The 16,855-nt window shown below is 72.4% G+C and carries 14 protein-coding genes; 5 read left to right on the top strand and 9 right to left on the bottom strand.

Going from position 1 to position 16,855, the window contains the following annotated elements:
* Positions 1 to 102: 102 nt before the first annotated feature.
* From ABD297_RS18985 to ABD297_RS18975, 3 genes are all read left to right on the top strand, one after another.
* Positions 103 to 1,815, top strand: coding sequence for an ABC transporter ATP-binding protein (locus ABD297_RS18985; RefSeq protein ID WP_344256660.1), 1,713 nt, complete (start codon positions 103 to 105; stop codon positions 1,813 to 1,815).
* Complete coding sequence (locus tag ABD297_RS18980) at positions 1,815 to 3,590, top strand: ABC transporter ATP-binding protein (RefSeq protein ID WP_344256659.1); 1,776 nt, start codon at positions 1,815 to 1,817, stop codon at positions 3,588 to 3,590. The genes ABD297_RS18985 and ABD297_RS18980 overlap by 1 nt, the downstream gene beginning before the upstream one ends.
* Before the next feature lie 359 nt (positions 3,591 to 3,949).
* Positions 3,950 to 4,975 (top strand): SMP-30/gluconolactonase/LRE family protein, encoded by a 1,026-nt coding sequence (locus ABD297_RS18975; protein ID WP_344256657.1) that lies wholly within the window; start codon positions 3,950 to 3,952, stop codon positions 4,973 to 4,975.
* Between the two features lie 120 nt (positions 4,976 to 5,095).
* Here the strand turns inward: ABD297_RS18975 and ABD297_RS18970 are convergent, their stop codons facing one another.
* From ABD297_RS18970 to ABD297_RS18950, 5 genes are all read right to left on the bottom strand, one after another.
* Positions 5,096 to 6,763 carry a GMC oxidoreductase gene (locus ABD297_RS18970; RefSeq protein ID WP_344256656.1) on the bottom strand — a complete coding sequence of 556 codons (1,668 nt, stop codon included), beginning with the start codon at positions 6,761 to 6,763 and terminating at the stop codon, positions 5,096 to 5,098.
* A 77-nt stretch (positions 6,764 to 6,840) separates the two neighbouring features.
* A complete protein-coding gene (locus tag ABD297_RS18965; protein ID WP_344256655.1) occupies positions 6,841 to 7,962 on the bottom strand; it encodes a GuaB3 family IMP dehydrogenase-related protein in 1,122 nt (373 codons plus the stop codon).
* Between the two features lie 95 nt (positions 7,963 to 8,057).
* Positions 8,058 to 9,575 (bottom strand): IMP dehydrogenase, encoded by a 1,518-nt coding sequence (gene guaB / locus ABD297_RS18960; protein WP_344256654.1) that lies wholly within the window; start codon positions 9,573 to 9,575, stop codon positions 8,058 to 8,060.
* A 42-nt stretch (positions 9,576 to 9,617) separates the two neighbouring features.
* Positions 9,618 to 10,688, bottom strand: coding sequence for a hypothetical protein (locus tag ABD297_RS18955; protein ID WP_344256653.1), 1,071 nt, complete (start codon positions 10,686 to 10,688; stop codon positions 9,618 to 9,620).
* A gap of 14 nt (positions 10,689 to 10,702) precedes the next feature.
* On the bottom strand, positions 10,703 to 11,269 hold the full coding sequence (locus ABD297_RS18950; protein WP_344256652.1) for a sigma-70 family RNA polymerase sigma factor: 567 nt from the start codon (positions 11,267 to 11,269) through the stop codon (positions 10,703 to 10,705).
* A gap of 374 nt (positions 11,270 to 11,643) precedes the next feature.
* Here ABD297_RS18950 and ABD297_RS18945 point away from each other — a divergent pair, with 374 nt between their 5' ends.
* The gene (locus ABD297_RS18945) at positions 11,644 to 11,931 is read left to right on the top strand and encodes a WhiB family transcriptional regulator (RefSeq protein WP_344256651.1); all 288 of its coding nucleotides are present in this window, start codon (positions 11,644 to 11,646) and stop codon (positions 11,929 to 11,931) included.
* 204 nt (positions 11,932 to 12,135) lie between these two features.
* Here the strand turns inward: ABD297_RS18945 and groL are convergent, their stop codons facing one another.
* Both groL and groES read right to left on the bottom strand, forming a co-directional pair.
* A complete protein-coding gene (gene groL, locus ABD297_RS18940; RefSeq protein ID WP_344256650.1) occupies positions 12,136 to 13,749 on the bottom strand; it encodes a chaperonin GroEL in 1,614 nt (537 codons plus the stop codon).
* Positions 13,750 to 13,896: 147 nt separating this feature from the next.
* On the bottom strand, positions 13,897 to 14,193 hold the full coding sequence (gene groES, locus ABD297_RS18935; protein WP_076259712.1) for a co-chaperone GroES: 297 nt from the start codon (positions 14,191 to 14,193) through the stop codon (positions 13,897 to 13,899).
* 224 nt (positions 14,194 to 14,417) lie between these two features.
* Between groES and ABD297_RS18930 the strand changes: the two genes are divergently transcribed.
* Positions 14,418 to 15,659 (top strand): class I SAM-dependent methyltransferase, encoded by a 1,242-nt coding sequence (locus ABD297_RS18930; protein ID WP_344256648.1) that lies wholly within the window; start codon positions 14,418 to 14,420, stop codon positions 15,657 to 15,659.
* A 285-nt stretch (positions 15,660 to 15,944) separates the two neighbouring features.
* On the opposite strand, the gene ABD297_RS18925 is transcribed toward ABD297_RS18930, so the two are convergent.
* Together ABD297_RS18925 and ABD297_RS18920 are read right to left on the bottom strand one after the other, a co-directional pair.
* A complete protein-coding gene (locus tag ABD297_RS18925; RefSeq protein ID WP_344256646.1) occupies positions 15,945 to 16,433 on the bottom strand; it encodes an SRPBCC family protein in 489 nt (162 codons plus the stop codon).
* Positions 16,433 to 16,702 carry an ArsR/SmtB family transcription factor gene (locus ABD297_RS18920; RefSeq protein WP_344256698.1) on the bottom strand — a complete coding sequence of 90 codons (270 nt, stop codon included), beginning with the start codon at positions 16,700 to 16,702 and terminating at the stop codon, positions 16,433 to 16,435. The genes ABD297_RS18925 and ABD297_RS18920 overlap by 1 nt, the downstream gene beginning before the upstream one ends.
* Positions 16,703 to 16,855: the final 153 nt, after the last annotated feature.

Below are 16,855 nucleotides of genomic sequence, written 5' to 3'. Positions count from 1 at the left end.
AGCAGCGTTTGACCTCAAGGCTGCTCGAACTCCTACGGTCGAGCGGTGACCCGACCGGAAAACCACGTGAGGCGCCACCCCGCCGAACGTAAAATGAACCAAGTGATCCCGCTCCCCCACGCCGACCCCGGCACCCCGGACCTGACCAGCCCGACGGCAGACCTCCGGTGGGTCGGCAGGGGCCAGTGGCGCACCCTCGTCCTCGCCATCGCCTTCGGGATCGTGTGGCTCGTCAGCCAGGCGCTCTTCCCGGCCGCGATGGGCAAGGCCATCGACGAGGGCATCATCGGCGGCGACTCCGGCTCGCTGCTGCTGTGGTGCGGCATCCTCGTCGGCCTCGTCGTCGTCAGCGCGCTGTCCGGAGCCATGCGCCACCGGTATGCCGTCGCCAACTGGATGCAGGGGGCGTTCCGCTCGGCGCAGCTCATCGGGCACAAGGCGGCCGACACCGGAGAGGCTCTGTCGCGCACCGTCCCGACGGGCGACGTCGTGGCCACGGTCAGCTCCGACGCGATGCGCATCGGTGGGCTCTACGACGTGACAGCGCGATTCGCCGGCGCCGTCGTGTCCTACGTCGTCGTCGCCCTCATCCTGCTCGGTGCCTCGACGACGCTCGGCCTCGTCGTCCTCATCGGGGTCCCGGTCCTCGTCGCGTGCCTCACCTTCATCGTCCGGCCGCTCCAGGCCCGCCAGCTCGCCCAGCGCGAGGAGTCCGGCAAGCTCATCGGGCTCGGAGCCGACACCGTCGCCGGCCTGCGCGTCCTGGGCGGCATCGGCGGCGAGCACACCTTCCTGCGCCGGTATGCCGTCCAGTCGCAGTCCGTGCGCCTCGTGGGCAACCGGGTCGCCGGCTACCAGGCCGCCCTCGACTCCGCGCAGGTGCTGCTGCCCGGCCTCTTCGTCCTCGTCGTCGTGTGGCTCGGCGCGCGCTTCGCCGTGGCCGGCGAGATCACGGCGGGGCAGCTCGTCGCGTTCTACGGCTACACGGCCTTCCTCGTCATCCCGCTGCGCACCGCGACCGAGATGGTCGACCGGGCGACGCGGGCCCACATCGGCGCCCGCAAGCTGACGAGGATCCTGCTCGTCGAGCCGGACGACGTCGAGACGCCGGACCCGAAGCCGCTGCCGACCGGGCCGGCCCGACTCCACGACCCGAGCAGCGGCGTCACCATCGAGCCGGGCCGCTTCACCGTCGTCGTGTCGGCGCGGCCCGAGGACTCGGCGTCCCTCGCCGACCGCCTCGGCCGCTTCGGCGCCGCCGGCACCGAAGCGCGGCTCGACGGCACTCGCCTCGCGGACGCCTCGCTCGCCGAGGTGCGCCGGCGCATCGTCGTCTCCGAGACCGACCCGCGGCTCTTCACCGGAACCCTGCGCGACGAGCTCGACCCGTGGGGCGAGCACGACGACGAGACGGTGCTCGGTGCTCTCGCCGTGGCGAGCGGCGAGGACGTCCTCGAGGCTCTCCCGGGCGGTCTCGACAACGAGGTCGAGGAGCGCGGTCGGGCCTTCTCCGGTGGCCAGCGCCAGCGGCTCGCGCTCACCCGCGCCCTGCTGACGGATGCCGACACCCTGGTGCTCGTCGAGCCGACGAGCGCCGTCGACGCCCACACCGAGGCCCGGATCGCCGGTCGGCTGACGGCGGCCCGTGCCGGCCGCACGACCGTCGTCATGTCGGCGAGCCCGCTGATCCTGGACCAGGCCGACCACGTCGTCTTCCTGCGGGAGGGCAGGGTCGCCGCGACCGGCACCCACGGCGAGCTCATGGTCGACGTTCCCGACTACCGACGCACCGTCGTCCGAGGAGAGGAGGACTGATGTCGCTGACACCCGCGCCGTCCGCGCGCACCCTTCCCGTGGCCGACATGACGTCGGTCAAGGAGCACACCCGCGGGCTGCTCCGTCGACACCGTGGCAGCCTCCTGACGGTCATCGGCCTGCACGCCGTCGCCGCCTGCGCCGCGCTCGTGGCGCCGCGCGTCATCGGACTGCTCGTTGACGAGATCAGCCACGGTCGCTCCCTCGAGGTCGTCGACCGGCTCGCGCTCTGGATCGCCGGCGCCGTCGTCGTGCAGACGGTTGTCACGTGGTTCGCCCGACGGGCCTCGTTCGTCATGGGCGAGACGATCTTCGCCGAGCTGCGCGAGCAGTTCATGGAGCGCGTCGTCGAGCTGCCGCTGTCGACCGTCGAGCGCGCCGGCACCGGAGACCTCGTCTCCCGCACGACGAACGACGTCGAGGCCCTCTCGCACGTCATCCGGTTCGGCATCCCGTCGATCTTCGTCGGGGCCGTCACGACGACCATCACCGTCGTCGCCGCGTTCCTCACCGGGTGGCAGGTCGCGCTGGCCATCGTCGTCGGCGTGCCGATCCTGGTGGTCTCGACCCGGCGCTACCTGAGGCACGCGCCCGAGGGCTACCTGCGTGAGCGAGCCACGTATGCCGTCCTCAACGGGGTCGTCACCGAGTCCGCCGACGGCGCTCGCACCGTCGACGCCCTCGGCCTGCGCGGTCGTCGTCGCCGTCGCATGGACGATGCCCTGCGGGACTGCTACGACGCCGAGCTCTACACGTTGAAGCTGCGGCTGCGGTGGTTCCCCTCGGTCGAGTTCGCCTTCTTCGCGCCGGTCGCGGTGACGCTGCTGTGGGGCGGCTTCCTCATCTCGCGCGACCTCGCGACCGCGGGCACCGTCACCGCGGTGGCGCTCTACGTCCAGCAGATGGCCGGCCCCCTCGACGAGCTCATCTCCTGGCTCGACGAGATCCAGGTCGGCGCGACGAGCCTCGCGCGCGTCATCGGCATCGCCGACGTGCCGGCCGACCGCGCGGCGACGGGCGAGGAGCCGGCGGACGACCACCTCGAGGTCGAGGACGTGCACTACTCCTACCGCGCCGGCCGCGACGTGCTGCGCGGCGTCTCGCTCGACCTCCGGCCGGGTGAGCGCCTCGCCATCGTCGGCCCATCGGGCGCCGGCAAGTCGACGCTGGGTCGGCTCATGGCCGGGATCGACGGCCCCCGCGAGGGACGCGTCGACGTGGGCGGCGTGCGCCTCGTCGACCTCGAGCTCGCCCAGCTGCGCGGGCAGGTGGCCCTGGTGACGCAGGAGCACCACGTCTTCGTGGGATCGCTGGAGGACAACCTGCTCCTGGCGCGCCCGGAGGCCTCCCGAGAGCAGCTGCTCGAGGCGCTGACGGCCGTCGACGCCCGCGGCTGGGCGCTCGGGCTGCCCGACGGCCTCGACACCATGGTCGGCTCCGGCGGCCACCGGCTCACCGAGCCGCAGGCGCAGCAGCTGGCGCTCGCTCGGCTCGTCCTCGCCGACCCGCACACGCTGGTCCTCGACGAGGCGACGTCGCTGCTCGACCCTCGGGCCGCCCGGCACCTCGAGCGCTCGCTGGCGGCCGTCGTCGAGGGACGCACCGTCGTCGCCATCGCGCACCGGCTCATGACTGCGCACGACGCCGACCGGGTCTGCGTCGTCGAGGACGGCCGGATCAGCGAGATCGGGTCGCACGAGGAGCTGCTCGCCTCCGACGGGGCGTATGCCGCCCTGTGGCGCTCCTGGCGCGACGAGCCCCAGCCCGCTCGCTGACCCACGATGTGACGACGGGGCCACTCGACCACCACGTCGAGCGGCCCCGCCGTCACACCCCAGTGGCCCCGCCGTCGCACCCTGCAGTGGCCCCGCCGTCCCACCCTCGGGTGGCCCCGTCGTCACAGAGCCGCAGTCGGACAAGGAGATCTGCAAAGAATCGACAGGACCCGTAACCCGGTCCCGACTGCCTCGTTTGCAGCGCGGTGCCGGGCTGTTTCTCGACCGGTTGCAGGCCCGCACCGCCGGGTGGGGCCGTCTCTGAGGGGTGACGGCCTCACCCTCCCTCTGTCGACGGACTCGGGCGATCCTGCACGCTCTCCCCGATGCGTCACAGGCTCGGCGCCTACCGTCAGACCATGAACGGCCTCCCCCGTCTCATCACGGTGCTCGGTGCGTGCGTGGCTCTCGCCGCGTGCACGGGCCCGGCCGCGCCGACGTCGGCCCCGGCAACCGCTGCCGGCGCGACGACCTCGGCCTCGCCACCCACCTCGGCCCGGCCGTCCATCGCCCCCTCGACGAGCACGCCCGCCAGCTCGCCCACGACCACTGCGGCCGCGCCCCGCCCGCGCGCCTCGCAGCCGTCCACCGGGTCCGGCCCGGCGCCCACGGCGTACCGGACCGCTGTCGTCCACCACGGGGCCGACCACCCCGACGACCTCGTGCTCGACGCCTCGGGTCGCCTGCTCTACAGCGACTACACCAACGGGACCATCAGCCGGCTCGACCCAGGCGGCACCGCCACCGTCATCCACCGCGGCCTCGACGGGCCCGAGGGCATGGTGCTGCTCGCCGACGGCACCCTCGTCGTCGCGGAGGAGAACACGAACCGCGTGCTCGCCTACGCCTCCGGGGCCAGCAGCCCGCACGTGCTGACTGCGCTCCCCGGGACACCGGTCAAGGTCACCTGCCACGAAGGCGTCGACGGGATCGCCTGGGACGCGGGGACCCACACCCTCGTCGTGCCTGACCCGGTCACCGGCACCATCTACCGGATGCAGCCGGACGGCTCAGGCCGCACCCGGCTGTCGAGCGGCTTCGCGCACCCGGTCGGTGCCGCGGTCGGACCCGACGGCGCCGTCTACGTCGCCGACGAGTGCGGCGGCGACGTGTGGCGTCTCGGCGCCGGAGGGAGCCACACCAGGGTCGCCCGAGCCAGCATGCCCGACGACGTCGTGCTCGACGGCCACGGCAACCTGCTCGTGACCGACGTCCGGCACGTCAACCACGACGTGCGCCGCTGGTCGCTCAGCGGAGGCGCCTCCACCGTCCTGGCCCGCTCCGGACTTGTCGAGCCGCAGGGTCTGCTCGTCGACGCCGCCGGCCGCATCTACGTCTCGGACGACAAGAGCAACGTCATCCTGCGCCTGACGCCCGTCGCCTGACGCCCTCCGTCCACCTACGGCACCGGAGGCCGCCCCGCCGCGGGTGGCCGGGGGCAGCACGTCGGCACCCCGGGCCAGGCCGGCGCCCGCGCGACGTCACCTGGCCCGGGCGGGCAGCCTTCAGGCGTCGACGAGCCGGTACGCCTCGCCCTGTGCGGGCCGCCGGTCGGCCTGGCCCAGGGCAGGCCACAGCGACACGGCCCGCTCGGCCTGGGCGGTGATCGTCAGGCTCGGGTTGACGCCGAGGTTGGCCGAGACCGCCGACCCGTCGAGCACGTGCAGCCCGGGATAGCCCCACACGCGCTGGTAGGGGTCGATGACGCCGTGCTCGGGCGAGTCGGAGATGACCGCGCCGCCGAGGAAGTGGGCCGTCATGGGGATGTCGAAGACCTCGCCGACCGACGACCCGGGCCAGGCCCGCTCGCCGGTGCTCTGCTCGAGACGTTCCGCCATGGCGCGCACCGCGACGTTGCCCTCGGGGATGTAGGTCGGGTTGGGCTCGCCGTGGCCCTGCGACGACGTCAGGTGCCAGCCGAGCAGCCCGCGCCGCCGCCGCACCTTGATCGAGTTGTCGCTCGTCTGCATGACGAGGGCGATGACCGTGCGCTCGCTCCAGCGCCGGGTCGACAGCGAGCGGGCGAACACCAGCGGGTGCCGGGCGGCGCCGCCGGCGAAACGCAACCACCGGGGTATGCCGCCGCCACCGTCGACCTGCATGACCGCGAGTGCTCCCATGAGGTTGGAGCCCTTGCCGTAGCGGCAGTTCTCGACGTGCGTCGTGTCGGAGACGTGGAAGCTCGACGTGATCGCCACGCCCTTGGTCAGGTCGACCCCGTCCGGCACGCGGGCTGTCATGGCCCCGCCCAGGGCCTCGGAGTTGGTGCGCGTCAGCTCACCGAGGGAGTCCGACAGACGTGGCAGCCCCTGCCCCTCGGGCTCGGCCTTCATCGCCTGCAGCAGCTGCGCCGTGCCCCAGGCCCCCGCAGCGACGACCACCTGCGCGGCGGTGACGGTGCGCTCCCCCGCCCGGCGCCGACCCCACGACCCGCTGCGCACGGTCGTCACGGCATACCCCTCCTCCGGCGCAGCCGGGTCGAGCGGGCGCACGCGCGTCACGGTGCGCAACGGCTCGATGGTGACCCCGCGTCGCTCCGCGAGGGCGAGGTAGTTCTTGACGAGGGTGTTCTTGGCACCGACCCGGCATCCGACCATGCAGTTGCCGCACTCGGTGCAGCCGGTGCGCGCCGGCCCGTCGCCGCCGAAGTAGGGGTCGGGGACCCGCTTGCCCGGCTCGCCGAAGAAGACCCCGACCGGCGTCTTGCGGAAGGTGTCGCCGACACCGAGGTCGGCCGCGGTGTCGCGCATCAGCTGCTCGACCGGCCCGTCGCACGGGTTGACGGTGACGCCGAGCATCCGCTGCGCTGTCGCGTAGTGCGGCGCCAGCTCGGCCTGCCAGTCGGTGATGTGCCCCCACTGCCGGTCCCGGAAGAACGGCGTGGGCGGCACGTAGAGGGTGTTGGCGTAGTTGAGCGACCCGCCGCCGACGCCCGCGCCTGCGAGCACGAGGCAGTCCGGCAGCCGGTGGATGCGCTGGACGCCGAACATTCCGAGCTTCGGCGCCCACAGGTAGCGGCGCACGTCCCAGCTCGTCCGGGCGAAGTCCTCGTCCTCGAAGCGGCGCCCCGCCTCGTAGACGTGGACGCGGTAGCCCTTCTCGGCGAGCCGCAGCGCGGCCACGGACCCGCCGAAGCCGGACCCGATGACGACGACGTCGTGGTCGAACTCCATGTGCCCACCCTAGGGAGCGCCGGCGCATCAGGCTACCGGCAGTAACCTTCGCCACACGCGCCCCGGAGGGGCCGGGCTCAGTTGCCGAGGTAGGGCGAGACGACGACCTCGACGCGCTGGAACTCCTTGACGTCGGAGTAGCCGGTCGTGGCCATCGCGCGCTTCAGGGCACCGATGACGTTGGTCGCGCCGTCGGCCTGGCGGCCCGGTCCGAAGAGGACCTCCTCGAGCGAGGCCTGCCCGCCGAGGGCGATGCGCTCGCCGCGCGGGAGCTGCTGGTGGTGAGCCTCAGGACCCCAGTGGTAGCCGCCGCCGGGGGCGTCGGTCGCGCGCGCCAGGGCCGCACCGAGCATGACCGCGTCGGCGCCGCACGCGACGGCCTTGACGATGTCGCCGGAGGTGCCGACGCCGCCATCGGCGATGACGTGGACGTAGCGGCCGCCCGACTCGTCGAGGTAGTCGCGGCGGGCCGCCGCGACGTCGGCGACGGCCGAGGCCATCGGGGCGTGGATGCCGAGGGCCGTGCGCGTCGTGTGCGCGGCTCCGCCACCGAAGCCGACGAGCACGCCCGCCGCGCCGGTGCGCATGAGGTGCAGCGCCGCCGTGTAGGTGGCCGCACCGCCGACGATGACCGGCACGTCGAGCTCGTAGATGAAACGCTTGAGGTTGAGCGGCTCGGCGCGGCCCGACACGTGCTCGGCCGACACCGTGGTCCCGCGGATGACGAAGAGGTCGACGCCGGCCTCGACGACGGTCTTCCAGTGCTGCTGGGTGCGCTGCGGCGACAGGGCACCGGCCACCGTCACGCCGGCCTCACGCAGCTGGCGCAGGCGCTCGGTGATGAGCTCGGGCTTGATCGGCTCGGCGTAGATCTGCTGCATGCGCGCCGTCGCGGCGGCGTCGTCGAGGGCCGCGATCTCGGCCAGCTGCGCAGTCGGGTCGTCGTAGCGCGTCCAGAGACCCTCGAGGTCGAGGACCGGCAGCGCGCCGAGCTTGCCGAGGGCGATGGCGGTCTCGGGCGAGACGACCGAGTCCATCGGGGCGGCCATGACCGGGATGTCGAAGTGGTAGGCGTCGATCTGCCACGACACCGAGACCTCCTCGGGGTCGCGCGTGCGCCGCGAGGGCACGACGGCGATGTCGTCGAAGGAGTAGGCGCGCCGTCCGCGCTTGCCTCGGCCAATCTCGATCTCGGTCACCGGCCGATCCTACCGACCCGGCCACGAGCGCACGTATGCCGTCCCGCGGGCTCCGCGGGACGGCATACGCCATCGGGTGGTTCGCGGGAGGACGGTCAGCCCACGGTGTAGTTGGGTGCCTCGACGATGCCCTGGATGTCGTGCGGGTGGCTCTCCTTGAGCGACGCGGAGGTGATGCGCACGAACTGGCCCTTGTCCTGCAGCTCGGGCACCGTGCGCGCGCCGACGTAGAACATCGACTGGCGCAGGCCACCGAGCATCTGGTGGGCGACGGCCGAGAGCGGCCCGCGGTAGGCGACGCGCCCCTCGATGCCCTCAGGGACGATCATGTCGTCGGACTCGACCTCGGCCTGGAAGTAGCGGTCCTTGGAGTAGGACTTCTTGCCGCGCGAGCTCATCGCCCCGAGCGACCCCATGCCGCGGTAGCTCTTGAACTGCTTGCCGGCGACGAAGATCAGGTCGCCGGGGCTCTCCTCGCAGCCGGCGAGCAGCGAGCCCACCATGACCGAGTCGGCGCCGGCCACGATGGCCTTGGCGATGTCGCCGGAGTACTGCAGGCCACCGTCGGCGATCACCGGGACGCCGGCTGGCTTGCAGGCCTGCGCGGCCGCGTGGACCGCCGTGATCTGCGGGGCGCCCACGCCGGTGACGATGCGGGTCGTGCAGATCGAGCCCGGACCCACGCCGACCTTGACCGCGTCGGCGCCTGCGTCGACGAACGCCTGGGCGCCCTCGCGGGTGGCGACGTTGCCGCCGATGACCTGCACGTGACGCGTCGCCGGGTCGCTCTTGAGGCGCGCCACCATCTCGATGAGCAGCCGCACGTGGCCGTGCGCGGTGTCGGCGACGAGCACGTCGACACCGGCCTCGATGAGGGTGGTCGCCCGCTCCCACGCGTCGCCGAAGTAGCCGATCGCGGCACCCACCATGAGGCGACCGTCGGCGTCGTTGCTCGCGTCGGGGAACTGCTCGCCCTTGACGAAGTCCTTGACCGTGATGAGCCCCGCCAGGTGACCGTCGGCGTCGACGATCGGCAGGCGCTCGCGCTTGTGCTGGCGCAGCAGTGCCGTCGCCTCGTCACGGGTGATGCCGACCGGACCCGTGATGAGCGGCATCGGCGTCATGACGTCGCGCACGAGAGTCGTGGCCCACTCGGCGACCGGCGTGAAGCGCAGGTCCCGGTTGGTCACCATGCCGATGAGCTTCTTGTCCTCGCCGATGACCGGCAGGCCGGACACGCGGTACTCACCGCAGATCGCGTCGAGCTCCTCGAGGGTGCGGTCGGGGCCGATGGTGATCGGGTTGGAGATCATCCCGGTCTGGGTGCGCTTGACGAGGTCGACCTGGTAGGCCTGGTCCTGGATGGAGAGGTTGCGGTGCAGCACGCCGAGGCCGCCCTGGCGGGCCATGGCGATCGCCATGCGGGCCTCGGTCACGGTGTCCATCGCCGCCGAGATGAGCGGGGACCTGATCGACAGCTCACGCGTCAGGCGCGTCGAGGTGTCGATGTCGTTGGGGGCGAGGTCGCTGTAGCCCGGCAGGAGCAGGACGTCGTCGTACGTCAGGCCCATCGGGGCGAAAGCAGCGGGCACGTCTGACGATCCGAGGCTCATTGCCCGATTCTACGGGCTCGCGAGAGCCCGTCCGAACGGGTGTCAGGACGGGGTGCTGCCGCTCGCGGGCGAGGCGGGGGCGATGGTCCGGGCCACCGCCGGGACGGCCGTGTCGACGACCCCTCCGACCGCGTCCACGGCGCCTGCCGTCGCGCTGTCCACGCTGCCGGAGGTGCTGGTGGTGCTGGTGGTGCTGGTGGTGCTGGGCGTCGACGTGGGGGTCGGCTTGGAGGTCGCCTTGACCCGCGGCGGGTTCGTCGGGCTCGACCCGGTCACGCGAGCCTTGGCCGTCGGGGTGGACGTGCCGCTGGTCGCCGGGGCCAGCGCCGTCTGGGGCGCGACGGCCTCGCTGGTCGTGGTGCCCGTCGGCGTCGGGGTGGAGTTCTTGCCGCCCTTGGACCCGGGGGTGGGCTTCTTGCCGTTGTTGGTCGCCTGGGGGGTCCCGGTCTGGGTGCTGCCACCCTGGCTCCCCTGAGCCCCCTGAGCCCCCTGGCTTCCCTGGTCGCCCTGTCCGGTCGTGGTGCCACCGGCGCCCACGGTGCCGCCGGTGCCGCCCTGGCCGTTGCTGCCCTGACCGTTGCCGGTGGCGGCGTTGCCGTTCTGGCCGTTGGCGCCCTGACCGTTGCCGGCGCCGGTGGCGCCGGACGCCTCGGTCTGGCCGGTTCCGGGCTTGGGCCGCCCCGCCGTGACCATGGCGGCGGGCAGCAGCACGATGGTGCCGTCGTCGCGACGTGCGAGGACGAGCCCCGCCGCCTGCACGGAGCCGACGGTCTGCGGGAGCCCGAGACGGCTCAGCAGCGCGCTCGGCGCGCTGCTCCGGGCGCTGTCGTCCATCATCTTGACGATGCGGGCCCGGTCGGCCTGGCTCGGACCGTTGGAGGGAAGGGTGACCGCCGCGGCCACACCGGCGCCCGAGGCGGCCACCGCGAGAGCGGCGAACGCCCCGAAGTAGCGGTGCTTGTTGGCGACCCGACGACGACCCGTGCGCGAGGGCAGCGGCGTGTCCGCCTGGGTGGCGAGAGCGCCGAGGAGGCCGGCCAGCGGGTCCGAGCCGGCGTCGACCCGACCGGCGAGGCGGTCGAGGAAGAGGTCGTCGGCGATGAGGTCGCTCATGGGAGACAGGTCGTTCACGCCACGTCACCCGCCCCGGCCTGGGCGAGCAGCGCTCGCAGCTTGGTCAGCGCCCGGTGCTGGGCGACGCGGACCGCGCCGGCGGACATGCCGAGCGCAGCCGCCGTCTCGTCGGTGCTCATCCCCACGGCGACGCGCAGCGTCAGGATCTCGCGCTGCTGCGTGGGAAGCTGCTGCATGAGCGCCATGGCCGTGGCGGCGTCGTCACGCATGACGGCCACGGACTCCGGGGACGGCCCGTCGTCCGGTCCGTCGGGCAGGTCGGCGACCGGGGCCGGACCCCGCATCGCGGCGCGCTGCGCGTCGGCCAGCTTGCGGGAGGTGATCGTGTAGACGAAGGCCTCGAAGGGAAGCCCGCGCTCCTGGTAGGTCGGCAGGGCGGTCACGACGGCCATGCACACCTCCTGAGCGACGTCCTGGGCAGTGTCCTCGGCGCCGAAGCGCCCGAGGCGGACGCGGGAGTACCGCAGGGCCATGTCCCTGACGCGCGCCAGCAGGACGTCGCGTGCGTTGGAGTCACGCACGGCGAGCGCCGCAAGCTCACGAAGCGATGGAGCGTCCATCCGCTCCATCGCGCCAACACCACCGGGCGTTACGCCCGTGTGTGTGGACCACCCAAGACCCATGAGAGTCGTCGTCCCCCCGAACTGTCGTCTGTGCTGGTGACGCCATCGTCAGCGCTCCGGTCGACCCTCGCCCGGAGCGGACCCATGCTAGTGCGATGCGCCCGTTTCGCACGAGCGACCGGTCGCGTCTCCCTCCGAGGACGAGCATGCCATCCGGATGGCAATTCTTGAACAAGTCCTTAAGATTCCGCTCTTTATCCGTGATCGCGTGCCCGGTTAGCGTCGATTCCGCGGTCCCGCACCACCACGTCGTGCACCGAGCGGGCCGGTACGACACGGCGGCAACCCCCGCCCCACCGAGAGACGAGTTCATGGCCGAGATCACCCGCCTGCCCGGACCGGTTGCCGACCTCTGGGACTGGCAGCTGGACGGAGCCTGCCGAGGCGTCAGTCCCGAGGTCTTCTTCCACCCCGAGGGCGAGCGTGGACCACGCCGCCGCAACCGTGACGCCGAGGCCAAGGCCGTGTGCGGCGCGTGCCCCGTGCTGACCCAGTGCCGCTCGCACGCCCTCGAGGTCCGCGAGCCCTACGGCGTCTGGGGCGGTCTGACCGAGTCCGAGCGCGAGGTCCTCTACGACGGCATCCCGCAGGCGTCGTGACCACCTGACGGCCGCCGGCACACGTCGCCGGCGGCGCCCAGCCCCTCGACCCACCCGCGAGTCACGACGGGGTCGCGGAGGTCGAGCAGCAGCAAGGGCCGCTCCCACCAGGGAGCGGCCCTTGCTGTCGTGCCCCGGCACCGGCAAGGTGCGCCCTCAGGCGCCCCCTGCCTTATGCCGTGTGGCGGTGTTCGTCGGTGTCGCTCAGTGACCGTGGCCGTGACCGTGGCCACCGGCCTCCGGCTCGTCCTCGGGCTTGTCGACGACGAGCGTGTCGGTCGTGAGGATCATCGACGCGATGGACTCGGCGTTGCGCAGTGCGGAGCGCGTGACCTTGACCGGGTCGATGACGCCGGCGGCGATGAGGTCGCCGTACTCGCCCGTGGCGGCGTTGAGGCCCTGGCCGAGGGGCAGCTCGGCCACCTTGGAGGTCACGACGTAGCCCTGGAGGCCGGCGTTCTCGGCGATCCAGCGCAGCGGCTCGGCGACGGCCTTGCGCACGATGGAGGCACCGGTCGCCTCGTCACCGCTCAGCTCGAGCGCGTCGATGGCGGAGGCGGCGTGGATGAGGGCGGTGCCGCCACCGGCGACGATGCCCTCCTCGATCGCAGCACGCGTCGCGGAGATGGCGTCCTCGATGCGGTGCTTCTTCTCCTTGAGCTCGACCTCGGTGTGGGCGCCGACCTTGATGACGCAGACGCCACCGGCGAGCTTGGCGAGACGCTCCTGGAGCTTCTCCTTGTCCCAGTCGGAGTCGGTGCGCTCGATCTCGGCCTTGATCTGGTGGACGCGGCCGGCGACCTCGCCCTCCTCGCCGTTGCCGTCGATGATCGTCGTGTTGTCCTTGGTGAGGACGACGCGGCGGGCCTGGCCGAGGACGGTCAGGTCGGCCTGGTCGAGGCTGAGCCCGACCTCGGGCGCGATGACCTGGCCACCGGTGAGGATGGCGATGTCCTGGAGCATGGCCTTGCGGCGGTCGCCGAAGCCGGGGGCCTTGACGGCCGCGACGTTGAACGTGCCGCGGATCTTGTTGACGACGAGCGTCGAGAGGGCCTCGCCGTCGACGTCCTCGGCGATGATGAGCAGCGGCTTGCCGGACTGCACGACCTTCTCGAGGACGGGGAGCACCTCGGCGACCGAGGAGATCTTGCCCTGGTTGATGAGCACGTAGGCGTCCTCGAGGACGGTCTCCATGCGCTCGGTGTCGGTGACGAAGTAGGCCGACAGGTAGCCCTTGTCGAACTGCATGCCCTCGGTGAACTCGAGCTCGGTGGCGGTCGTCGAGGACTCCTCGACGGTGATGACGCCGTCCTTGCCGACCTTGTCGAACGCCTCGCCGATGAGGCCGCCGAGGGTGGCGTCCTGGGCGGAGAGCGTGGCGACGGAGGCGATCTCGTCCTTGCCGTCGACCTCGCGGGCGTTGGCGAGGAGCTGGTCGTTGACCGCGGTGACGGCCTTGTCCATGCCGCGCTTGAGCGCGGCGGGAGCGGCGCCGGCGGCGACGTTGCGCAGGCCCTCCTTGACCATGGCCTGGGCGAGCACGGTCGCGGTCGTCGTGCCGTCACCGGCGACGTCGTTGGTCTTGGTCGCGACCTCCTTGGCGAGCTGGGCGCCGAGGTTCTCGTAGGGGTCTTCGAGCTCGATCTCGCGGGCGATGGTCACGCCGTCGTTCGTGATCGTGGGGGCGCCCCACTTCTTGTCGATGACGACGTTGCGGCCCTTCGGGCCCAGCGTGACCTTGACGGCGTTGGCGAGCGCGTTGACGCCGCGCTCGAGCGACTTGCGGGCGGAGTCGTCGAACTCCAGCTGCTTGGCCATGGTGTTCCTTTGGCTCGGGGTGCTTGGCGGTTCTGGGTGGTTCCGGTCTCGCGCGCGTTCGTTCCGCGCGGGCCGGGGTGAAACGGGACGCACCCCGGTGAGACCCCAGCGGGGCTCACCGGGGTGCGTTCACGGCATACGGCTGGGTCAGCCGACGATGGCGAGGACGTCGCGGGCGGAGAGGATGAGGTACTCCTCGCCGCCGTACTTGACCTCGGTGCCGCCGTACTTGCTGTAGATGACCTTGTCGCCGACCTTGACGTCGAGCGGGACGCGCTCGGTGCCGTTGTCGTTGAAGCGGCCGGGGCCGACAGCGAGGACCTCGCCCTCCTGGGGCTTCTCCTTGGCCGTGTCCGGGATGACGAGGCCGGACGCAGTGGTCTGCTCGGCCTCGAGGGACTTGACGACAATGCGGTCTTCGAGCGGCTTGATGGAAACCGACACGGTGGTGACCTTCCCTTCGGGACAGTCGGAACTGACTACGGACTGTGGGCTCTTCGAGGCTGGCCGCCGTCGCGGGGGTCGACCTCCCTCGAGGAGGGCGCTGGCACTTTCAGGTCGAGAGTGCCAACAAGAAGAAATCTAGGTTTGCCATTAGCACTCGGTCAAGTCGAGTGCCAGATTCACCGGCGCGTCGCGCTCGTCGCGTCCGCTGGCAGGATGAGGCCATGGACGCCGCGATGGTCGACCGCCTCTCCGCGGGCGAGGGCTGGGCGCTGCTGCAGTCGCTGCCGCCCTACGACGAGCGCGAGTCGCTGCACCTGCAGGGGCGCCTGCGCGATGCGGGCTTCGCCGCCGACCTCGTCGCCGCGGCGATGACGCAGTCGCGGCTGCGGGCGCGGGGCGTGGAGAAGTTCGGCGACTTCGCCGCGGGCATGCTCTTCACCCCGGACGGCCTCGAGCAGTCGACGCGGCTCGCGATCGCGGCCCGTCACGCCCACCGGTACGCCGCTGCCGGCGTCCGCGAGGTCTACGACCTCGGCTGCGGCCTCGGTGCCGACGCCCTGGCCTTCGCCGGGCTCGACCTCACCGTGCACGCGGTGGACGCGGACGACACGACCGCCCGCATCGCCGCCGTGAACCTGCGCCACTGGCCGTCGGCGCGGGTGACGCACGCGCTCGCCGAGGACGTACGCCTGCCGCAGGGTGAGGGGCGACGCCACCTCGGCCTGTGGCTCGACCCCGCCCGCCGCGTCACGGGGGTCGCCGACATCACCGGCCGCACCAAGCGCGTCTTCTCCCTCGACGCCATCTCGCCGTCCTGGTCGCAGGTGCGGGCCTTCGCCGAGCAGGTCCCGGCCACGGGCGCCAAGCTCTCCCCCGCCTTCCCGCACGGATCGGTGCCGCGCGGGGCTGAGGCGCAGTGGACGTCGTGGCACGGCGAGGTGCTCGAGTGCGCGGTCTGGTGGGGCCCGCTCGTGGCCACGGCCGGCCGCACCGCCGCCGTGTGCACCGAGACCTCGACGTCGGTCGTCACCGAGGCCGACGCCTCCGAGGGCGACGGCGTCGCGGGACTGACCTCGCTCGATGCCGTGCAGGACTGGCTCTACGAGCCGGACCGCGCCGTCATCCGGGCCGGCCTGACGGGCGCGCTCGTCGCAGCGGTGGACGGCGCCGAGCTCGCCGCCGGGGTCGGCTACGTCACGAGCGACCGGTCCCGCGACCTGCCGTGGGCCCGGCGCTACCGGGTCGTCGAGGCGATGCCGCTGTCGACGAAGCGACTGGCGCGCTGGCTGCGCGACCACGGCCACGACCGGGTGACGATCAAGAAACGTGGGGTCACGCTCGATGCCGACGTGCTCCGGCGCCAGCTGAAGATGACCGGCCGGGGCAGGGGCGGGTCCGAGGCCACGCTGGTGCTCACCCGCGTCGGCGGCAGCCAGGTCGCGCTCGTCGTCACCCCCGCCTGACACCGATCACCTGCCCCTGGGTCGGCAGCGACCGCTGCGTCCGCCCCTGCTCGCGGCGTGGAGCGTCGGCGGGCGGTTCTCGGGCAACGTGACCTTCCAGCACACGTTGCCCGCCGCCGATGCCGCTCCCAGCGACGGACGCAACGCTCCCGAGGTCACTGACGGCAACGGCCCGTCGGTGCTTGGTTCCTTCGTGACCGCAAAAGGCTCTTGGTACGCGGTCTGCCACTGCCGAGGCGACCGAACGCGTACGAGGAGGCGAAAGGTCCTCGGAACTCCGGCCGCTCAGACTCGGTCGGCGTACCGGGCGTGCAGGGCCGTCCACGTGGCGTCCCAGTCCGGCAGGGGGTCGCCGGCCAGGTCGGCCTCGAGGCGGCGCACGTAGGTGTCCCAGCCCGCGGCATACCCCGGCGCCTGCCCGGCACTCAGCCGCTCGTGGCGCAGGACCAGCCGGGCGCTTGGGCCGTCGGCGCTCACCTCAGCGGTCACGAGGGTGGCGACGTCACCGAGCGGCCACTCCCAGACGAGCCGCGCCGGCGGCTCGCACGTCACGACCCGGCAGGTCGGGGTATCGGCGTCGTCGAAGTGGATCGTGAAGCGGCCACCCGGGCGCAGCTCTCCCGACACCGGGGCGAACCAGCGGGCGAGACGCTCGGGGTGGGTGCACGCCTCCCACAGGTCGCCCGGTGACGTCGCGTAGCCCCGGTCGAAGACGACGGCGACCGACTCGCCCACCCGCTCGATCCGTCCCAGCACCTGCTCCAGCTCGCTCATCACTGCCCCTGTCGTCGGGCCCGCGCTCCGCGGGCGATCTCGGTGTCGAGGGCGTCGAGTCGCTGCCCCCAGAACGAACGGACCTCGGAACACCACTGCTCGACCTCGTCGAGCGCGCCTGGCGCCAGCCGGTAGACCCGGCGCTGCCCGACCGCCTCCGCCTCGACGACGCCGGCCTCGCGCAGCACCCGCAGGTGCCGCGAGATCCCCGGACGTGCCGCGTCGAAGAGGGCCGCGACCTCGCCGGCCGTCAGCTCACGTCGGGCCAGCTGCTAGACGATCGTGCGCCGCGTCGGGTCGGTCAGCGCCTCCCAGGTCCCACTCACCTGACGAAGCGTAACTCACGCGTTACGTAACCCAAAAGGCACACACCCGTCCGCAACACGAGCAGTCGTCGACGCACCCGGCTGGGGGCGGGGTGC

The organism is Terrabacter carboxydivorans, assembly GCF_039532035.1.
In the GTDB taxonomy this organism is placed as follows: domain Bacteria; phylum Actinomycetota; class Actinomycetes; order Actinomycetales; family Dermatophilaceae; genus Terrabacter; species Terrabacter carboxydivorans.
This window is presented reverse-complemented; position numbering and strand designations above follow the sequence as displayed.